The organism is Psychrobacter sp. KCTC 72983, assembly GCF_014280455.1.
Classification (GTDB): Bacteria; Pseudomonadota; Gammaproteobacteria; order Pseudomonadales; family Moraxellaceae; genus Psychrobacter; species Psychrobacter pacificensis.
In genome coordinates this window covers 715111-735610 of record NZ_CP060390.1, presented here as the reverse complement: position 1 = coordinate 735610, position 20500 = coordinate 715111, and the positions used below count along the sequence as shown (strand labels likewise).

Sequence of the window (20500 nt, the reverse complement as noted above, 5' to 3'; positions counted from 1 at the left end):
GAACGAGTGTAAACTATAATAAAGGGTGCTATAATTACGAATACTTTTGAGTCAAAGCCCTGTATGATAACAGGGCTTTATTAGACAGACTGTGTAACAAGTCATAGAGTACTCAGACAGCAATGCTGATCTGGCAAATACATTTTATATATCATGCTATAGAGCTTAAATAAGGCACAATAGCAGTTTATTAAAAATAATAGATGATAACGGAGTAATCTATATGAGTAATGATATCGAGCTAAGAGTAAAATCAGCAGTAGCAGAGCAACTAGGCATGAACGTTGAAGACATCAATAACGATGCTTCATTCATGGAAGACCTAGGTGCGGACTCGTTGGACCTAGTCGAATTGGTAATGTCTTTTGAAAGTGATTTTGGTATCACTATTCCTGACGAAGATTCTGCAGAATTGACTACTGTTCAAAAAGCAATTGATTACGTACAGGCGCAGCTATAATTCGCTAGCTATCTAGTCATTTATAGAAGACCGCTTATTTTATCGATAGGCGGTTTTTTTATGGATATGTGATTTTTATCGTGAGCTCATTAACATAAGCTACGTCAAATCAACATTACTCAACATACTCTTACTATTCACATTGTCTACCTTTGATTATACTCATCAGGGTAAACACTACTAAGGGTAGTAATATTTGATAACATTCTATCAAAAATAAATTCAAATAATAAATAATATCATTTAAAGGAGTAATTACATGGGTATGTTCAGTTTTGCAAAAGATATTGGCGATAAAATTTTTAATCGTGATGATGAGAAACACGATGCCAAATCAGAGACCAAGGCAGATGCCAATACACCAGTACAAAGTAGCGAACCTTCAGCTCAATCCGTTGCTAATATTTTGTTACGCCGTATACAACAACAGAATCTAAACATCAGTAATTTAAAAATCAAATATAACGGCTCTACAGATACAGCAGAAATCAGCGGTAACGCGAAAACTCAAGCTGATCGTGAAAAAGCGATTATTGCTATTGGTAACGTACAAAATGTTGCTAAGGTCATTGATAATATCGATATCGAAGAAGATGCACCTGAGTCAACGATGTATACGGTAAAATCTGGCGATAGCTTATCTAAGATTGCGAAAGATGTTTACGGTGAGTCTGGCGATTATATGAAAATATTTGAAGCCAATAAGCCAATGTTATCTGATCCAGATAAAATCTATCCAGGTCAAGTACTACGCATCCCCAAGCCATAATTTTCAGATTCTAAAAAGTATTTAATATGAAAAAGCCTCTTATCGTTAAGAGGCTTTTTTTATGAACATCTATCAAAGCAAATAATGACTTGCTCCGTTATGATATACATCAACTCGTTGGCTTACTACTAGCGTCTAGTTTTCTGCCCTGTTCAGCTATTGCCCATTCAATGTGTTCATCAAGCATGGCGTTATGTAGCGTCAACTTAGACTTCAACTGCTCAATGACGTGTGGACTAGCATTAGCGTTACCCAAACCAATAGCAATATTACGTAAAAAATTCACATAGCCTGTGCGTCTGAGCGGGCTTCCTTGTGTGTTGTTCAAAAAATCCGCTTCTTGCCATTGCCATAATTCAAGCAAACTGCTGTTATCGAGACCATGCCTTGGTGCGAAGTCCTCAACGGTAGTCAGATTGGCATAACGATTCCATGGACAGATCAGCTGACAGTCATCGCAGCCAAACACCCGATTACCAATCGCGCGTCGATACTTGGTATCAATAATACCATCGTGTTCAATCGTCAAATAAGAGATACAGGCAGAGGCATTGAGCTCATAAGGCGCTACAATCGCTTGGGTAGGGCATACATCAATGCAAGCGCTACAACTGCCACAATGCTCTTTAACAGGCTGGTCATCGGGCAGCTCTAAGCTTAAAAACAGCTCACCTAGCACAAAAAATGAGCCAGCTTGTTTGTTGATTAATAACGTATGCTTACCTGTCCAGCCCAGACCAACAGCATCGGCAATAGGCCGCTCAAAGATAGGCGCAGAATCACTAAAGGGTCTAAAAACAAACTCTTTATCTGAACCAATATCGAGATGTTGCCATTCAGGAAGCATGGCCTCGATATTCAGAGCCAATTGCTTTAAACGGCTACGCATTGTCTTATGATAATCACGACCTCTTGCATAACGCGCAATGATGCCTTGGTTGGGATGGTCGTTGTCTGTGACAGCACGCGGTGTTGGTGCCTGAGTGAGATAATCCATTCGCACACTGATAATGGTTTTTGCACCCTCTACCAACTGCTCAGGATGAGCGCGCAGATGATGGTTGTTGTGCATGAACTGCAATTGACCCTCATAGCCTTTATCCAGCCACTTCTGTAGCTGTTCGATTTGCTTAGTAAACAGTGGATGATGGACAGATAAAAACCCACAGTCAGCAAACCCTAATGTTTGCGCTTGCACTTTGATCCATTGTTTAACATCTGCTGTTGTTGCAAAGACTATTGAGTTACTAACGGCAATCTTGTTTTTATCGGTAGGCATAGAGATAGGTGCTTATTGGCGATCTATTTTTAGAATGGTATTTTCTCACAATCAGTGGCAGTGTGAGCACCATTATGATAAGACAGTGAGCATAGAGCGCAAGTAGAAAAGAAAATAAACTCACATTCATATTGATACATAAGTAGACATGAGCTTTTGCTAAGCTGATACCAAAGTTTAGAAACTAGACTTTCAACACTATAAAAATATCAGAAAAACATGGCCGAGGATAATAAATGAAGAATTTTACCAATTTATCACCTATAAAAAATACAAAACCTATTGCGCTTTATAGTAGTGAGCAAATTTATGCCATGGAGCAAGCGTGGTTTGCTCAAGGATATGATAGTTTTGGCTTAATGCAGCAAGCAGCTTGGCAAATGGCACAGCAGATAGAATTGCTTTATGAACAAAAATGTCTCAATGCTAACCATTCTGCTAATACTAACGTTTATCATCGTACAGAGCGTTTGCGCCGAGTAAGTGTCTGGGTGGGCAAGGGTAATAATGGCGGGGACGGTTGGCTTATTGCTTATTACTTGCAGCAAGCAGGCTGGCAAGTAGAAGTGGTCTCTGTCGGTTTTGATGTCAATGATTTTGATACTCGTACTCAGTCGGCCATCTCTAATAAGAAAGACCACAATAATGACCGTATAACTGACGCAACAAAGGCTCTTCAAATAGCGCTATCTGCCAACTGTCATTATCAACGCTTCGAAGAGATTCATAGCAGTCACAATGAGTCAGAGAAAATGTCTTTATTAGCTGACATTTATATTGACGCACTGTTTGGAATTGGGCTAGATCGTGCGCCAGAAGGTGTCTATAAAGAGGCTATTAGCGCTTTTAATCGTACTACTCAGCAACAAAACGCACTAGCAGTCGCCGTCGATATTCCAAGTGGATTGGTGGCTTCTACTGGTGCGGTATTTGATCGTATAGCAGTACAAGCTGATGTCACCTTATGCCTGATTGCGCGCAAATTTGGTTTGCACACCAAAGATGGTACGGATTATAGCGGAGACATAATCGATATACCGTTAATACCTTATCAAATAGCTAGACCTCACAAAATATCTGATAAAAATACCAAGCAAAATACTATTGAAGCATTTGAACCTGTTGCCATACTACGGACGGCTGCACATAGTATGAAGCCGCGCCGCCAAAACAGTTACAAAGGTAGCTACGGTTATGCGCTAATCATTGGTGGAAATCGCGTTGATGGCTCTCAAGGGATGGGCGGTGCTGCGATACTTTCTGCCTCAAGCACCATGGCAACTGGCGCTGGTAAAATAACCGTTGCCTGTCATGAGGCTTTTCATGGTGCATTATTAACGTCACTGCCAGATGCGATGACAATTAATTTGCATGATGCAGATGGCGTAAAGGCACTTATCAAACAAGCCAGTGTTGTCGCTATTGGTATGGGATTGGGCCGTGACGAAAAAGCAAAAGCGCTGTTTATCGACTACATACAGACTGCGATAGCTCATGAAAAATCAATCGTTATTGATGCAGATGGACTTTATCATTTGGCCTCGCTGCAAATGGATAGCCATAAACTGGTAACAGAGCTTCGCGAACATAGCATCAATCATCGAGTTTGCTTGACACCGCATAGCGGCGAGGCGGAAAGACTGCTTGACCAAAGCATAGGTGAGGTGGAAAGCAATAGATTGCAAACGATAAAACAATGCGCGACACTCTATGGCGGTGATTGGGTGCTTAAGGGAGCAGGGTCGCTAGTTTTGGAGCAAAAATCAGGACGAGCGCGAGTATATGTCTGTGATGCGGGCAATGCTGGTATGGCAACTGCTGGCATGGGCGATATTCTATCTGGAGTGATTGCTGGATTATTAGCACAACAAGACTTAGCGGCAGAGTCGTACAGTTTATCTCAGGCAGCGCTTATTCATGGATTTTCAGGGGACACACTGGTTAATCAAGGTAATGAATATCATCGTGACAATAAGCTATTGATTGGACAACGAGGGCTACAAGCGCAAGATATGCCAGCAGCCATTCGTCATGTTATGCAATTAATGATAGTTGAGTAGTCATCATTAGTATAAAGACTAGGTCGTAGCGCTGCTACAGTATTGGTCGATTGCCTGCTGTACGCGTTCACGTTTTAGCTCAATCTCACGGCCATCTAAGTACTGACGCTTGCCATTTGCATCCATCTCATAGATACGTCCGCCAACGTTTAGATTCGTTAAATTGTTACGTAGCGATTGGCAGCGCTGAGCATTGGCTTGCGCTTCTTGCTCTTTGATACGCGCTTCAAGTGCGGCTACGCGCTGTTCTTCTGCCGTTTGAGTATTATTGCTTTGGCTGGGGTCTGTTTTGCCAGCCATTTGTCCGGCGTTGTTTTGTCTACCGTCACTACGAAATTCAATCAACTCAACGTTTTTACCATTTTGCGGTGCGTGCTGGCTATATTTAACTTCGCCATATGCGCCAATGGATTTATAAACTTGAATAGCCTGACTGGTATTCATGGATAGCATTAGCATACAGGTGGTACTCGTTAGCCATTTAGCAGCAGTCGCTATTTTAGACGCATATGCCATAGCAGCAATCCTTTTGTTTGATAAAAGCAGATTCGTATAAATATAACATTTGAATGGTTGATTGACAGTAGTAATATACTGACTTTCGATTCTAACAAATAATACTTATCAATGTATATTATTTAATAACTAATAGTTTGGGATAGGCTTTAGAAGTTTTTCTTGACAATAGCGGGCAAACCATCGAATATAATAGAAGTTGATTGGTCAGTGAACGGCTTTTATGATATTGCCGTGGCACTTGAAAATGATCACTACGAGCTACTTATCGGTAGTTTATGCAGTGTTATTTTCTTTGTGATGATGATATAGCACACGTAGCATTGGCTACTCATAACTATACATTGTCTCCGGACTTATCTGTCTACAATGACTAAGATAAACTTATTATTTGAACTGTGCTAAATGTAATTCTGGCAATTGTGCAAAATACGATACAGTACTGGTTATAAAAAAGTACGCCAAAGCCTCTGTTATAAGTTTTAGTAACTTATGCATAGTATTTGGGTATAAATATCCTGTTATCTCTACGTCTTTGCACTCATGAATTTATTATCAGTACTTATTTATAGAAAGACTCAATAATAAGCTTCTTTCATAGGTGCGTCCGCATCTTGTCACTGTATATCGATAAACATCCATCACAAAACTGACCTTACATACATTGCTATGTTTGAGTAATTTGCTGTCTTAAAAAAACAACGTTACTTAAATATGATAGGCAAATATTCTTGATATGGACAAGAATTGGCACCCATCTTATGAGCGTGAAAATAATACCTATAAGGGGTTATCTTCAGTCATAACATACTGCGAATTCTCGCCGCAAAAAAAGGTGATGACAGTGACGCAAACCACGCAAAGTCCGAATATGACGGGACATACCCAAACGGGTAATGCCGCCAAAAATTTTGAAGAAAAACAACAACGTCTTGCAGAAGGCAGCGCTCAGCCTGTGATGCTATCGGGCGCTGAAATGCTGGTACAAGCGCTGACAGACGAAGGTGTCAAATATATCTTTGGTTATCCAGGCGGTGCCGTTCTGCACATCTATGATGCACTATTTCAGCAAGAAGCCATTGAGCACATCTTAGTGCGCCATGAGCAGGCGGCAGGACACATGGCAGATGCTTATTCACGAGTTACTGGTGAGACGGGGGTTGTACTGGCAACCTCAGGACCTGGTGCCACCAATACGGTTACCGCTATTGCGACCGCTTTTATGGATTCAGTACCGATGGTCGTGATTTCAGGTCAGGTACCAAGTAGTCTAATCGGTGAAGACGCTTTCCAAGAAACGGATATGGTGGGGGTATCGCGTCCGATCGTTAAGCATAGTTTTCAGGTGCGCCATGCTAGCGAAATTCCGATGATTGTCAAAAAGGCATTTCACATTGCACAGTCTGGCCGACCAGGTCCTGTCGTTATTGATGTGCCAAAAGACATGACTGCGCCTAGTGAAAAGTTTGCCTATAAATATCCAGAAGAGGTATTTATACGCTCTTACCAGCCTTCGCTCAAAGGCCATAATGGTCAGATCAAAAAAGCGGTCGAGACACTACTATCTGCCCAGCGTCCTGTCGTATATGCAGGTGGCGGCGTTATTTGGAGCAATGCTCACGAAGAGTTGACTGATCTGGCTCACCGTCTTAATTTACCAGTGACCAATACATTGATGGGTCTTGGTGCATTTCCTGGCTCTGATCGTCAGTTCCTAGGTATGCTTGGTATGCATGGTACTTATGAAGCCAACATGACTATGCATCATGCCGATGTTATTTTGGCAGTGGGTGCGCGTTTCGATGATCGCGTCACCAATAATGTTAAAAAATTCTGTCCGAACGCGACGATTATCCATATCGATATCGATCCTGCGTCGATCTCAAAGACCATCCTTGCGCATATTCCTATCGTTGGCGATGTAAAATCTGTCTTAACCGATATGCTAGAGATCGTTGGAGAAGATAAGCAATTAGAGCAACACGCATTGCTCGATTGGTGGTCACAAATTAATGAGTGGCGTAAGCGCCATGGTTTGCGTTATGACACCAGCACAGATAATGGCATTAAGCCACAAAGTGTCGTACAAGCTCTAGATAAAGTGACTAACAGTAACGCTATTATCACAAGTGACGTCGGTCAGCATCAGATGTTTGCAGCCCTTTACTATACTTATAATGAGCCTCGCCAATGGCTGAACTCAGGCGGCCTAGGTACGATGGGCGTTGGCTTGCCGTATGCCATGGCAGCCAAGCTTGCTAATCCAGAGCGTGATGTGGTGTGTATCACAGGCGAAGGCTCTATTCAGATGAATATCCAAGAGCTGTCAACTTGCTTGCAGTATGACTTGCCAGTTAAAATTCTAAATTTAAATAACGCACAGCTAGGTATGGTGAAGCAGTGGCAGGACATGCTGTATGAAGGTCGCCATGCACAGTCTTATATGAACTCCTTGCCAGATTTTGTCAAATTGGCTGAAAGCTATGGTCATGTTGGTATCAAGATTACTGACCCTGATACGATGGAAGAGCAGTTGGCTGAAGCGATGGCCATGAAGGACAAGTTGGTATTTATCGATGTTTATGTCGATCGTAATGAGCATGTATATCCGATGCAAATCGCTGGACAAGCCATGCGTGATATGTGGTTAACAAAAGGGGAGCGTACCTAATGCAACAACAACATCTGATTTCGGTATTGATGGAAAACGAAGCGGGTTCGTTGTCGCGTCTAGTCGGTTTGTTCTCACAACGTGGCTACAATATCGAAACGCTCAACGTCGCGCCTACTGATGACCCAAGCATTTCACGCTTGACCTTAACGACCATTACCTCACCAGAAAGAATTGAACAAATCACCAAACAATTGCATAAATTGATTGAAGTGGTTAAAGTGCATAATCTGACAGAGAATGTACACGTTGAGCGTGAATTGATGCTTATCAAAGTACGAGCGACTGGCAGCGTACGTGAAGAGGTGAAACGCAGCGCAGATATCTTCCGTGCGCAGATTGTCGATGTGAATGCCAACTTATATACGATTCAAATCGTTGGTGATAAAGCAAAACTTGATGGCTTTATTGACGTACTTGGACGTGACCGTATTATGGAAGTGGTTCGCTCGGGTGTGATTGGTATTGCCCGCGGTGAGAAAACCCTTAGCACCTAGAATTAATGCCCAAATATCCTATTTTTTTTATTGAAGAACTATTTATCTAAATCAACAAAGCGCTTATCTTAATCACTATCTTGATTACAGTATAAGCGTCTACTATCCATGGTGAGCCATGATTGAGGACAAGGACTCTATTTATGAACGTTTTTTATGACAAAGATTGTGATCTATCCATTATCCAAGGTAAAAAAGTGGCCATTATCGGTTATGGTTCACAAGGCCATGCGCACGCGCTTAACTTACAAGACTCAGACGTTGATGTAACGGTTGGTCTACGTGCCAACTCAGGCTCATGGAAAAAAGCTGAAAATGCGGGCCTAAAAGTTGCTGAAGTCGAAGAAGCGGTAAAAGCTGCTGACGTCATCATGATTTTGACACCTGATGAGTTCCAAAAAGAGCTTTACAACGATGTCATTGAGCCAAACATCAAAGAAGGCGCGACCCTTGCATTTGCCCACGGTTTTGCTATCCATTATAACCAAGTAGTGCCACGTAGCGATCTTGACGTGATCATGGTAGCACCAAAAGCACCAGGTCACACCGTACGTTCAGAGTTCACCAAAGGTGGCGGTATTCCTGACTTAATCGCCATCTACCAAGATGCTTCAGGTCAAGCTAAGCAATTAGCATTATCCTACGCTGCTGGCGTTGGTGGTGGTCGTTCAGGTATCATCGAAACCACATTTAAAGATGAGACTGAAACCGATCTATTCGGTGAGCAAGCGGTTCTTTGTGGCGGCGCGGTTGAATTGGTAAAAATGGGCTTTGAAACCCTTACTGAAGCAGGCTACGCGCCAGAAATGGCTTACTTTGAGTGTTTACATGAGCTAAAGCTTATCGTTGACTTAATGTATGAAGGCGGCATCGCTGACATGAACTATTCAATCAGTAACAACGCTGAATACGGCGAATATGTCACTGGTCCTGAAGTCATCAATGAGCAGTCTCGTGAAGCCATGCGTAATGCACTAAAACGCATCCAGTCTGGTGAGTACGCAAAAATGTTCATCTCTGAAGGTGCAACCAACTATCCATCAATGACAGCTCGTCGTCGTAACAATGCAGCGCATGAGATCGAAACCACAGGTGCCAAATTGCGCGCTATGATGCCTTGGATTGGTGGTAACAAAATTATCGATAAAGACAAAAACTAATTCGATACTACTTAAATAGAGTATTTGGTAGTTTATTAAGTAACCCGTGTTATCACCTGATAGCACGGGTTTTTATATTGTACTTTTGACATATGGTTACACCGCTATATGTGTTGGTTGAAAACCAGTAAAAACTGCCCAATATAGGCAGGCATCTTCACATTAGCCAGTGGGCTTTTATTGTGCTTATTTATCTTTGATTGATTAAAGTAGATGAGTCCTCATTCATATTTTCTATAGATTACAGGTTGTATGTTGTGCAAATATCTTATCCAGACTGGCTAACGCCGCAATTCGTGTATATTACTCTTAGCGCTGTCGTAGCAGTTTTAATTTGGATAGAAGGAGAAATGCTTAAGAAAACCGATGGTAAACTGCCTAAATCTAAGTTTTTCCAAATTAGCTCAATCTTAGATACCATCTGGTTCTTTATCTCTGTGGTTGTCCTATACGTGATTGATTTGGCACCGCTTGCGATTGCTGTACCTGCCGCTTATGGCATTTACACGACCTTTGGTTGGGTCTACGGTACGCGACTATTAAAGCGCAAAGGTATCCCTGACTCTCCTAAAGACTTGGTCATACCGGCCAAATATATTGCTTATAGTCAGTCGTTTTCGTTGATATTTTTTGGGCTATGTTTGCTTGTATTAAGTTCACCATGGTTACCGATATTGCAATAGGTAATGAATGAGTTTTTGGCCTATAAGGGTCTGTCTTGTCGTATTTAACGATGGCTTCGTAATTGTAGCTTAATATTCATATGTTGGAAATTTATTCAATATCAATATGATAACGGCAAAAATGCTAGCTATTTTGATAGGTTCTAATAGCTGGAATTTATTTACAAAAATCATCAATTTAGACTGTTACCTGTATAGAAAACTGTTATAATCAGATTGTACTCAAAGTATTTGAGGTAAAAAATTCAGGTTTTCTCTTAGATTATTTGCAATTTTGAACCGTAGCGTTCAGCAAAAGATGCATGGGTATATATCAATTAATCGGTGATGATACAAGTCTCGCCAACAGTTAAAGAGTCAGGAAAATTTATGTCAGATAAAGTTGAAGGCACTGTAAAGTGGTTTAATGAAGCTAAAGGTTTTGGTTTTATCGCTCAAGACAACGGCGGACAAGACGTATTCGCTCACTACAGCGCTATCCAAGGTAGCGGTTTCAAAACGCTAGCCGAAGGCCAAAAAGTGTCGTTCATCTTAGGTGAGGGCAAAAAAGGTCCACAAGCTGAGCAAATCGAAGCACTATAATCTCTTTGCTGTTTGGGCACACTGATGTTTAGTAGGCTTGATGACAGTGAGAGTGACGATATGCATAAAATTTTTGTTTATAAAAACAATAAAAATACTGTTTAGACTTTAAAAAAAAGCAACCTCTTATCAGGTTGCTTTTTTTATATCATTTTATCTGAAGTAGCGTTTGATTGATTTTCTTAATAATCATCAGTTCATAATAGGTACTGACTCAAGAATAAATAAGGCTCTATTATGAAATGGGAAACTTGGTTTTCAATTGACTGGCAACAGCTGTTAGGCATTTCTTTATCTGCGGTGGGTTTCTATATAGGTTTGATGCTTTTTACCCGACTGATGGGTTTGCGCAGCTTTTCCAAACTATCAAGTCATGATTTTGCCATGACAGTTGGTATTGGCAGTATATTGGCATCGACGGTATTGGCTGACAAGCCGTCTCTGTTGCAAGGACTGTTTGCAGTTGCCATGTTGTTTTTGATTCAAGGTGCTATCTCAATAGTGAGGCGCAGATTAAACCTCTAAAAGCGCTGATAGACAATCGTGCCATCATACTCATGGCACATGGCGAATACTTCTCAGATAACTTAAAAGAAGCGAATCTTACGACCAGCGATGTTCAAGAAGTGCTGCGCAAGAATGGCATCAAAGCCAAAACTGAAATATTTGCGGTCATTATGGAGACGACAGGAGACATGAGCGTCATCAAAAACAATGATGTAACTCCTGACTGGGCGTTGTTTGATGACATACGTGATAGTGAGTTGTTAATTGGCTCTAGCAAAAATAGCAACATATAGCTGTTGGGTTCTTCGCGACTACTATTAATTAAACCCTAGGAAATAAATAATAACAAAATATTAAATAAACATACCATTGAGAGTGCTATAAAGAGGAGGACTCTTAAGGCTATTATCAAAGGAAAATCACTAGATTACGTGCTTATAAACTATTTATTATAGAATAGTGACAAATTTATGACGCATTATTCACGGCGTTGTCTTGACCTTATCTGCAGGCTGACGCAAGATACATAGGTCTGATAAGAACGGTTGGCTTAGCTTTAGCAGATTTTATCCGTAAGAAGTGCAATGCTAATATAATTTCGAATATTGGCGTATTTTTCTTAATTAGTTATATATCTGTTGATATAGTAATAACCTTGAGTAGTATTTTGAACGACGATTTGAACCACAACGAAATTTGGTTCTTAACTGATATTTTTTAATTCATAACATTAATAAACGAGGAACGTATGAAAGCATTAGTAGCGGTCAAGCGTGTCATTGATTATAACGTAAAAGTACGTGTAAAAGCCGATAACTCTGGCGTTGATCTATCAAACACCAAAATGTCGATTAACCCTTTTGACGAAATTGCAGTAGAAGAAGCCGTTCGTCTAAAAGAAGCTGGCGTCATTGATGAAATCATCGTCGCGTCTATCGGTCCAAAAGAGTCACAAGAGCAAATTCGTGCAGCCCTAGCATTGGGTGCTGATCGTGGTATTTTAGTCGTGAGTGACGAAAAACCATATCCATTGCAAGTTGCCAAAATTCTAAAAAATATCGCTGAAACTGAAAGCACTGATATTATCTTGCTGGGTAAACAGGCGATTGATGATGACAATAACCAAACGGGTCAGATGTTAGCGGCATTGATGGGTATCGGTCAGGGTACGTTTGCATCAGAAGTGAAGGTTGAAGGTGACAAAGTCAACGTCACGCGTGAAATCGATGGCGGTCTGCAAACCGTTGCGCTTGATTTGCCAGCAGTCATCACAACTGATCTACGTTTGAATGAGCCACGTTATGCGAAACTGCCTAACATTATGAAAGCGAAGAAAAAGCCGCTTGATGAGAAAACGCCAGCAGATTTCGGTGTCGATATGGCGTCTAAGCAAGAAATTATTAAAGTCATGCCACCTGCTGAGCGCAAAGCTGGTATTACAGTAGGGTCAGTTGATGAGTTGGTCGATAAGCTAAAAAATGAAGCAAAAGTAATCTAATATCTTAATGATTGGATACTTCGCGGCGGCATATTGTGTACAAGGCTAAGCCTATAAAGCTGCGTCTATAAAGACAAGTCATAGGGCCATATAGACCACATTGTACACAAACCCCTTCATGAATCGATGATACGAACAAATAAAGGATTAAAACCATGGCAATTTTGGTATATGCAGAACATGACAATGCCAGTCTAAAAAAGGCAACTTTGAACACCATCGCAGCAGCAAAACAAATGGGCGATGACGTTCATGTATTGGTCGCAGGTAGCGGCGCGCAAGCAGTCGCTGATGAAGCAGCAAAAGCTGAAGGCGTGACCAAAGTATTACTGGCAGACAATGCAGCATATGAGCACCAATTAGCGGGTAATGTGGCTCTATTGGTTGCTGATGTGGCCGGCGATTATAGCCATATCGTTGCTGCAGCGACTACCACTGGCAAAAACTTTATGCCACGTGTGGCCGCATTGCTAGATGTGAGCATGCTCTCTGAAATCTCAGCAGTCGTAGATGCGCAAACCTTTGAGCGTCCTATCTATGCAGGTAATGCAACGGCAACCGTAAAAACAACAGAAGACAAAGTGGTACTAACCGTACGTACGACTGCGTTTGACCCAGTAGCAAGCGAAGGTGGTTCAGCGACTGTTGAAACGATCGATAATGTACAAGAAACTGGCAAAGCTAGCTTCGTGAACGAAGAAATGGCTAAGTCTGATCGTCCAGAATTGACCTCAGCTGGTATCGTGGTTTCTGGTGGTCGTGCCTTGGCAAATGGTGAAAACTTCACCAAATATATTGAGCCATTGGCTGACAAACTAGGCGCTGCTGTTGGTGCATCACGTGCCGCTGTCGACGCAGGTTATGTACCAAACGATATGCAGGTTGGTCAAACCGGTAAAATCGTTGCACCGCAGCTATATATCGCCGCTGGTATCTCAGGCGCGATTCAGCATCTAGCGGGTATGAAAGACTCTAAAGTCATCGTTGCTATCAACAATGATCCAGAAGCGCCTATCGCTAGCGTTGCTGATTATTTCTTAGAAGCTGATTTGTTCGAAGCACTGCCTGAGCTAACTAGCAAGGTTTAATATATAGTCACAGAACTACTAAACGGCTACGGCGTTACCCTCCTTAGAGGTACTACTTGTATAATCTGCAGTCGGCTGCCTTGTATCCGTTTTAGACTTCTTTGACTATATTAGTAGTAGACAGATAGCAAAAACCCACTATTAAATGATAGTGGGTTTTTTCTTGCTTGATAGAGAAGATTTTAATTGTAGTTATAAATGGACGCTAAGAGTACTGTCTTTGGCGCAACGTTTCGTACAGACATAAAGATCCTGCAATCGCCACGTTAAGACTCTCTTGCCCATTTGGCTGCGGTAAAGCGATAGGGGTGGCACATTGCATTAGCTCGTCACAAACGCCTTGACCTTCATGACCCATAATCCACGCCACAGGCGCAGATAAATCGTGATCGTAAATGATAGTATCTGTATGTGAGCTGGTCGCCAACAGTGGAACTTTTACGTGATCTAAAATATCTTGCGTACTCAAGCCTTCATAAATAGTCAGCGCAAACTGTGCACCCATACCGGCTCGTAACGTCTTTGGAGACCAAGCCTGAGCAGTTGCGCTAGTACATAAGATGTTGCGAATACCAACGGCTGCTGCTGTACGCAGGAGTGTGCCGACATTTCCGCTGTCTTGTACATCATTCAAGACTAAGCAATCTTCATCAATCACTGGCAAGCTAGGCGCTGGTACGTTGATAATCGCCATGATATCGATACCAGTACCTAAGCTACGAATACTCTCGTACAGTGAATTGGATAAAATAAGAATAGGCGTATAAGTCGGCAGGCGAGTCAATATTTGCTGAACTTCAGGATGACTACGCGCTGACTCAGACAGTAGTATCTGGACAAATGGATAGTCACTACGAAGTGCAGCATCTATCAGATGAACACCTTCTATGACGGTCTGACCATGTTTTTTGCGTTGACGTGCTTGTGCCAATAGGGCTTTTACAAGCTTGACGGTGGTGTTCTTATCTGAGGTAATCAGCTCGGTGGGATTTAGTACCATAGTGGATCGCTTAGAGACGAGTAGGAGGGTGAATAACCAGCATCGAGCTTATAATCTCGCTGTAAGCTGGTTATTTTTAGAAAGTACTTATATCAATTACTGCTCAGAATAATTGACGTGTAAGTCTCTAACATAATTGACTTCGTTTTTGCTACCGAGCACCACAGGAACACGCTGATGAATGTCAGTGGGCTCGATATTTAAGATACGATTGACAGCGTCTGTCGCACCGCCACCCGCGCGTTCAATCAATAAGCTCATTGGATTGGCTTCATACATCAAGCGTAGTTTACCTGCTTTATGAGCGTATTTGGTATCAAACGGATAAGTGAAGAGACCACCGCGGCATAAGATACGATGGACGTCACCAACCATAGCGGCGACCCAACGCGTATTGAAATCGCGTCCACGTACGCCTGTCTCGCCAGCGATTAACTCATCGATGTACTGTTGCATCGGTGCGCGCCAGTAGCGATAATTTGAGCTATTGATCGCATATTCGCTCGTATCGGCATCGATTTGCACGTTGTCTTCTATTAGCACATAGTCTTCAGTTTCTGGATCTAGGCTAAACATCACGACCTTATCTGCGATGGTCAACGCCAGTACCGTAGAGGTGCCATATAACAAGTACCCTGCTGCTAGCTGTTTGTTACCTGCCTGTAGATAGTCGCTGTTTTTACTGGTTTGACCTTGACGCTCGTACGGCAGAACAGAAAAAATCGTACCTACTGCCATATTGATATCAATATTTGATGAGCCATCTAGTGGGTCAAACAAAACCAATAGACTGCCATCGTCATTAGCAGGGGTGGCATCATCAAGCTCTTCTGATGCAACGCCGGCACAATGGGTATTCTTTGCCAATGCATCTAGCAGTAAGTCATTGGCCAGTACGTCTAGTTTTTTCTGATCTTCGCCTTGGACGTTTTGATTGCCAGCCTCGCCTAAAATATCTGCCAGAGCACCTTTTCTAAGTAGTTGTGAGATGGTTTTACCAACATTAGTGACCGTGGTAATTACGTCGTTGAGTGCAGGACTAGAGGCATGTTGGTTTAGATAATCTGCTAAGGTCGTCATAAAGCTTCCTAATAGAGGGTATGGAAAGTAAAAAATGGATGGTCTTAGAGTCAGGTCATAGACGGCATTTGGCACACCTTAAAGGGGTGAATTTTTAAATAGCTTATACGGTATCTTTGTCCTGACCACAAAATCGGCTACACTATATCTATTGTTATTCATTTATAGATTTGTCAGAATTATTCTCTATGAGAATATAGCATGTCTATTTACGCTTTCTGATTGTCTGCTGAGGCGGTTTTTGGTCGAATTTGATTACGGTAAATTGTAGCAAATAAGCGTCAAAATGTCCTCGTCTCTGTGCCTATCGGTGCTAAATGATTGAACAAAGATGAATAAGCGATTACGACAGACTCATATAAACCCACAATAAAGACTCGCCATTATGTCAAATTCTCTCGATAGTAGCGCTACCCAACCAGTCTCACCGACTGATTATGCAAAATTTGATCCCAATACAATTCATCAAAGACTCAATACCTCACTGAGTCGTCCGCAGCTCAACACCGATGGCAGTATCAGGCATTTCTTGGGTGTTGAAGGTCTTAATAAAGCACAGCTCAAAGCTATTATCGCAAAAGCAGAGACTTTCTTTGATGAAAACGGGCAGCTCATCAATCGTCCTGAGTTAGATGGCTATACGGTCATGAATTTGTTCTTTGAACCATCGACTCGTACCCGGACGACTTTTGAAGTAGCAGAAAAACGCTTGGGTGCTAATGTACTCAATATCGATATCGAACGCTCTAGTACCAAAAAAGGCGAGAGTCTACGCGATACCTTGTGGAATCTACAGGCGATGACCGCAGATATTTTTGTAGTTCGACATTCAGCATCAGGTGCCGCGCATTTTATGGCGACAGAAGTGACCCCTGATATTGCTATCATCAATGGGGGGGATGGCTGGCATGCGCATCCTACTCAGGGAATGCTCGATATGTTGACCATTCACCGTGAGGCACCGCGCCCATTTGAAGAGCTGTCTATCGCAATCGTTGGTGATATTAAGCACTCACGCGTCGCCCGTTCTGATATTAGCGCCTTGCAAACCCTAGGTGTGACAGATATCCGTGTGTGTGCGCCGCGTACTTTATTGCCGAAAGGTATTGAGCGTTTTGGCGTAAAAGTATATGAAAATATGGATGAGTGCGTCACTGATTGTGATGTGATTATGGGATTAAGAATACAAAATGAGCGTATCGGTTCGCCCCTATTGGCATCGTCAAGTGAATACTATAAGCATTATGGGATCACGCCAGAGCGAGTAGCATTGGCCAAGCCTGATGCGCTAGTTATGCACCCAGGGCCAATGAACCGCGGTGTTGAGATTGCCTCTAGTGTGGCTGATGGCGCGCAATCGGTGATCTTAAAGCAGGTAAATAACGGTATTGCCATACGAATGGCGGTCTTGTCGCTTGCGATGGAAGGTCAACGTGCTCATCAAGCGGCTGGCAAGTAACAGCTTGCCGCGCGACTTATTCTCATTTATTTCATTTTATTGATACGGTAATAACGTTATGTCTACCATGCTTAATACGGATGCACCCATCTTTGACCATTTACCAAAAGCATTTAAGGATGCATTGCCGCAAACTGTAACAGAAAAACTGTCTACACTCGATTCTGGCCGTGAGATGTGGTTACTACCACCATTAGTAGATCTATGCGCGCGCTTGCGTGAGCCGGGCCAACAGCAACACGGTACGCTGGAATCAGAAGGTAGGGCAGCTTGTGGTAACGGGTTTTTGCATGTAGTCACGCCACCTGACACCAATCCTATTTTAGAAAATGGCTCCCTCTTAAAGGGCTTGCGTGAGCGCGCCTTGAGTGATGGCGGTATTTACTTGCATATTTTGGGCGCATTGACCACAGGGTTAGAGGGCGAACGACCGTCTAATATTGCAGGGCTTAAAAAGGGCGGCTGTATCGCAGTATCCAATGCGCGTAGACCTTTTCGCAATGACTTAGTATTGCTAAGAACACTAGAGTACGCGGCGACTTTTGGTATGAAAGTATTCTTTTATCCTGATGAGCCAAGTCTGTCTGGAGATGGCGTGGCGCATGAGGGTTATATCGCCTCTTATCATGGTTTACAAGGGATTCCTTGGATTGCGGAAACGGTTGCACTGTCTAAGCAGCTGTTGATGGTTGAAGAGACGGGGATAGCCGCTCACTTCAGCCAGCTGTCTTGCAAGTCTTCGATTGAGCTCATGCGCTGGGCAAAAGATAAAGGCTTGCCTGTTACGTGTGATGTTGCGATGCATCAGCTGTATTTAACTGATGACAATCTTGAAGGCTTTAATGCTCAGGCATATGTCTTGCCACCGCTACGTAGTAATACCGACCAGCAGGCAATCCGCCGTGGCTTAAAAGATGGCACTATCGATGCCATCTGTAGTCATCACGAGCCACTGAACAGTACGGCGAAAAAAGCGCCATTTGCTGAGAGTACGCCAGGTATCTCGAATTTTGATACTTTTATGGCGCTAGCCTGTCAGCTGGTCAATGATGAGGTACTAACACTCTCAGAGCTGGTTGATAAAATCTGTCTTAATCCGGCAAAGATTGCGGGTATTCATGAGCAGTATGAAGCGATCGGCGGCGCGGTATTGGTTGACCCGTATTTTGAGTGGCAAGTGACTGCGCAATCTATGCTATCGAATGGTAAAAACACACCATTTTTTAATCAGCAGTTGCAAGGACGTGTTGTGGAGACGTTCTTTGGCTAATTTGCCCCGACAGGATGATAGTCTACCGCTATCCTCGAAGGATAAAGGGGGTGAAATGATTGACCCTCTAGAAAAAACGCACAGCACAGCCAGTGAGTCTATCAAAGCAGTGGCCATCTATGAAGTCGTCAAAGGTGTGGGGGCATTATTAGGTGCAGGTGCATTGTGGTCGTGGCATACCGATCTTGAGCATTGGCTGACGACCGCGACTGGCTCTTGGCGCCATACCTTTGGCCACCTACTTGCACCGCAAATCGACAGTGTAGTAAGTATTGCCCAACAGGCCAGCAAAAACTGGCCAGTGTTTTTATCGTTGATATTTGCTTATGCCAGTTTGCGCTTCCTAGAAGCCTATGGATTATGGCGCGATAAGACATGGGCGTATTGGTTTGGTGTGCTGGGCTATGGTGTCTTTATTCCTATAGAGGTTTATTATCTGATAACCAGTCCATTTGATTGGTTTAAACTGGGAATATTGGTTTCTAATCTGCTTATTATTATCGTGGTTTATCGTAATATGAAAAGAAAGGGTTTGATATAACCATTGAAACTGCTCAAAAAAGCCAGCCGAAGCCAGCCTAAGACATCATGTCCCAGGCTGGCTTTTTTATACGTGCTGTATTTGTGGTTTATGCCTCTGTTATTTCTTTATCCTTACGAATGCTCTTGGCGACTCTGCCAACACTGAGGCCCTGTACCAAGATAGAAAATATCACTACCGCATAAGTGAGTGCCAATAAAATATCGCGCTCGGTACCGATGGGTAGCTGTAATACTAAAGCGACTGAGATACCGCCGCGCAATCCACCCCATGTTAGTACTTTCCATGCACCAGTGGGCAAATCAAGCTGGCGATGAAAGGTCTTGGTCGTCATCCCAACCACGATAAAACGAGCCACTAAGGCAATAACAATAGTTAGACCACCTGCAATAAATAAATTGCCTGAATAAGCAATCATCACTACTTCTAGACCGATAAGGACGAATAAAATAGCATTTAAGATTTCATCAATCAGCTCCCAAAACAGATCAATGTAATGACGCGTCTGATCACTCATCGCAAGCGCCCGCCCGCGGTTACCAACCATCAGTCCCATCATGACCATAGCGAGCGGCCCTGACAAATGCCAATGGCTGGCAAGCGCATAGCCACCGATAACGCCTGCTAGTGTCAATAGTACCTCCTCTTGATAACTATCGATGCTCTTGAGTAGATAGTACAAAATTGCACCCAATACCAAACCAAATATCACACCGCCGCCAGCTTCGACCGCCAATGTATGCGCCACATAGTTAATGGTTGGAATATCGCCACTAGATAAAATCCCCAGTAGGAGAACAAAAATCACGACGCCGATACCGTCGTTAAACAATGACTCACCAGCGATGACAGTCTCAATGCTTTTTGGCGCGCCTGCTGATGCAAGAATTCCCATGACGGCAATGGGATCCGTAGGGGAGATGAGTGCGCCAAAAAGTAGGCACCAAAGAAACGGCAGTCCAAAACCGAATATAGGCAGCATAAAGTAAATCGCGGTGGCAATGAGCATGGCTGATACGATAGTACCGAGTCCAGCTAGGATACCGATAGGCAGTTTATAGCGTCTCAAATCACCAATATTGACATGCAAGGCACCTGCAAATAGCAACATCGAGAGCATACCGTCCAATAGCACCTCGGTAAAATCTAGCTGCTCTAGTAAGCTCACTTCATAATCAATCAGCTGATCAAACCCCAAAAATCCTAAAAATATCGCACCGATAGATAGGACAATCGAGATGACCATGACTCCAATGGTCGTGGGCAGACCGATAAAGCGATGATTGACATAGGTCAGCAAGGCCGTAATCGATAAAAATATGGCGCTGATTTCAAGTATGGTTAGGCTGGTTGCAGATGCCATAAAGCAGATCTCGTATG

Annotated in this window: 20 protein-coding genes; 15 read left to right on the top strand and 5 right to left on the bottom strand. The window is 42.8% G+C overall.

Features of this window, described 5'->3' with window-relative positions; all coding sequences use genetic code 11:
• Positions 1 to 223 precede the first annotated feature (223 nt).
• Both acpP and lysM read left to right on the top strand, forming a co-directional pair.
• Positions 224 to 460, top strand: a complete 237-nt coding sequence (acpP, locus tag PSBA01_RS03060; RefSeq protein ID WP_071003168.1) for an acyl carrier protein — start codon at positions 224 to 226, stop codon at positions 458 to 460.
• 259 nt (positions 461 to 719) lie between these two features.
• Positions 720 to 1229: a peptidoglycan-binding protein LysM gene (gene lysM, locus PSBA01_RS03055; RefSeq protein WP_071003170.1), complete on the top strand. Its 510-nt coding sequence runs from the start codon at positions 720 to 722 to the stop codon at positions 1227 to 1229.
• A gap of 109 nt (positions 1230 to 1338) precedes the next feature.
• Here the strand turns inward: lysM and queG are convergent, their stop codons facing one another.
• On the bottom strand, positions 1339 to 2508 hold the full coding sequence (queG, locus tag PSBA01_RS03050; RefSeq protein WP_186475021.1) for a tRNA epoxyqueuosine(34) reductase QueG: 1170 nt from the start codon (positions 2506 to 2508) through the stop codon (positions 1339 to 1341).
• 236 nt (positions 2509 to 2744) lie between these two features.
• Between queG and PSBA01_RS03045 the strand changes: the two genes are divergently transcribed.
• Positions 2745 to 4568 carry an NAD(P)H-hydrate dehydratase gene (locus PSBA01_RS03045; protein WP_186475020.1) on the top strand — a complete coding sequence of 608 codons (1824 nt, stop codon included), beginning with the start codon at positions 2745 to 2747 and terminating at the stop codon, positions 4566 to 4568.
• Between the two features lie 18 nt (positions 4569 to 4586).
• Here the strand turns inward: PSBA01_RS03045 and PSBA01_RS03040 are convergent, their stop codons facing one another.
• Positions 4587 to 5084, bottom strand: coding sequence for a DUF4124 domain-containing protein (locus tag PSBA01_RS03040; protein WP_093069580.1), 498 nt, complete (start codon positions 5082 to 5084; stop codon positions 4587 to 4589).
• 838 nt (positions 5085 to 5922) lie between these two features.
• On the opposite strand from PSBA01_RS03040, the gene PSBA01_RS03035 reads away from it, so the two are divergent.
• From PSBA01_RS03035 to PSBA01_RS03000, 9 genes are all read left to right on the top strand, one after another.
• Positions 5923 to 7755: an acetolactate synthase 3 large subunit gene (locus PSBA01_RS03035; protein ID WP_186475416.1), complete on the top strand. Its 1833-nt coding sequence runs from the start codon at positions 5923 to 5925 to the stop codon at positions 7753 to 7755.
• Entirely contained in the window at positions 7755 to 8252 is a 498-nt protein-coding gene (ilvN, locus tag PSBA01_RS03030; protein WP_071003178.1) for an acetolactate synthase small subunit, read from the top strand. The genes PSBA01_RS03035 and ilvN overlap by 1 nt, the downstream gene beginning before the upstream one ends.
• Before the next feature lie 143 nt (positions 8253 to 8395).
• On the top strand, positions 8396 to 9412 hold the full coding sequence (gene ilvC / locus PSBA01_RS03025) for a ketol-acid reductoisomerase (RefSeq protein WP_058025375.1): 1017 nt from the start codon (positions 8396 to 8398) through the stop codon (positions 9410 to 9412).
• A 350-nt stretch (positions 9413 to 9762) separates the two neighbouring features.
• Entirely contained in the window at positions 9763 to 10095 is a 333-nt protein-coding gene (locus tag PSBA01_RS03020; protein WP_227517147.1) for a hypothetical protein, read from the top strand.
• A 369-nt stretch (positions 10096 to 10464) separates the two neighbouring features.
• The gene (locus PSBA01_RS03015; protein WP_071003179.1) at positions 10465 to 10677 is read left to right on the top strand and encodes a cold-shock protein; all 213 of its coding nucleotides are present in this window, start codon (positions 10465 to 10467) and stop codon (positions 10675 to 10677) included.
• Between the two features lie 237 nt (positions 10678 to 10914).
• Positions 10915 to 11202, top strand: coding sequence for a hypothetical protein (locus PSBA01_RS13250; RefSeq protein ID WP_228724626.1), 288 nt, complete (start codon positions 10915 to 10917; stop codon positions 11200 to 11202).
• A 32-nt stretch (positions 11203 to 11234) separates the two neighbouring features.
• The gene (locus PSBA01_RS13245) at positions 11235 to 11477 is read left to right on the top strand and encodes a YetF domain-containing protein (protein ID WP_267448562.1); all 243 of its coding nucleotides are present in this window, start codon (positions 11235 to 11237) and stop codon (positions 11475 to 11477) included.
• 455 nt (positions 11478 to 11932) lie between these two features.
• On the top strand, positions 11933 to 12682 hold the full coding sequence (locus PSBA01_RS03005) for an electron transfer flavoprotein subunit beta/FixA family protein (protein WP_186475019.1): 750 nt from the start codon (positions 11933 to 11935) through the stop codon (positions 12680 to 12682).
• 155 nt (positions 12683 to 12837) lie between these two features.
• Positions 12838 to 13770, top strand: coding sequence for an electron transfer flavoprotein subunit alpha/FixB family protein (locus tag PSBA01_RS03000; RefSeq protein WP_186475018.1), 933 nt, complete (start codon positions 12838 to 12840; stop codon positions 13768 to 13770).
• Between the two features lie 205 nt (positions 13771 to 13975).
• Here PSBA01_RS03000 and PSBA01_RS02995 read toward each other — a convergent pair whose 3' ends face one another.
• Complete coding sequence (locus PSBA01_RS02995) at positions 13976 to 14770, bottom strand: TrmH family RNA methyltransferase (RefSeq protein ID WP_186475017.1); 795 nt, start codon at positions 14768 to 14770, stop codon at positions 13976 to 13978.
• A 96-nt stretch (positions 14771 to 14866) separates the two neighbouring features.
• The gene (locus tag PSBA01_RS02990; protein WP_186475016.1) at positions 14867 to 15850 is read right to left on the bottom strand and encodes a class 1 fructose-bisphosphatase; all 984 of its coding nucleotides are present in this window, start codon (positions 15848 to 15850) and stop codon (positions 14867 to 14869) included.
• A 385-nt stretch (positions 15851 to 16235) separates the two neighbouring features.
• On the opposite strand from PSBA01_RS02990, the gene PSBA01_RS02985 reads away from it, so the two are divergent.
• Genes PSBA01_RS02985 through PSBA01_RS02975 form a run of 3 tightly spaced genes read left to right on the top strand, consistent with a single transcriptional unit; the run spans position 16236 to position 19120 of the window.
• On the top strand, positions 16236 to 17309 hold the full coding sequence (locus tag PSBA01_RS02985) for an aspartate carbamoyltransferase catalytic subunit (protein WP_071003207.1): 1074 nt from the start codon (positions 16236 to 16238) through the stop codon (positions 17307 to 17309).
• Between the two features lie 58 nt (positions 17310 to 17367).
• Positions 17368 to 18579, top strand: a complete 1212-nt coding sequence (locus PSBA01_RS02980) for a dihydroorotase (protein ID WP_186475015.1) — start codon at positions 17368 to 17370, stop codon at positions 18577 to 18579.
• A gap of 55 nt (positions 18580 to 18634) precedes the next feature.
• The gene (locus PSBA01_RS02975) at positions 18635 to 19120 is read left to right on the top strand and encodes a DUF2127 domain-containing protein (RefSeq protein ID WP_228724625.1); all 486 of its coding nucleotides are present in this window, start codon (positions 18635 to 18637) and stop codon (positions 19118 to 19120) included.
• A gap of 88 nt (positions 19121 to 19208) precedes the next feature.
• Here PSBA01_RS02975 and PSBA01_RS02970 read toward each other — a convergent pair whose 3' ends face one another.
• Positions 19209 to 20483, bottom strand: coding sequence for a cation:proton antiporter (locus PSBA01_RS02970; protein ID WP_186475013.1), 1275 nt, complete (start codon positions 20481 to 20483; stop codon positions 19209 to 19211).
• Positions 20484 to 20500: the final 17 nt, after the last annotated feature.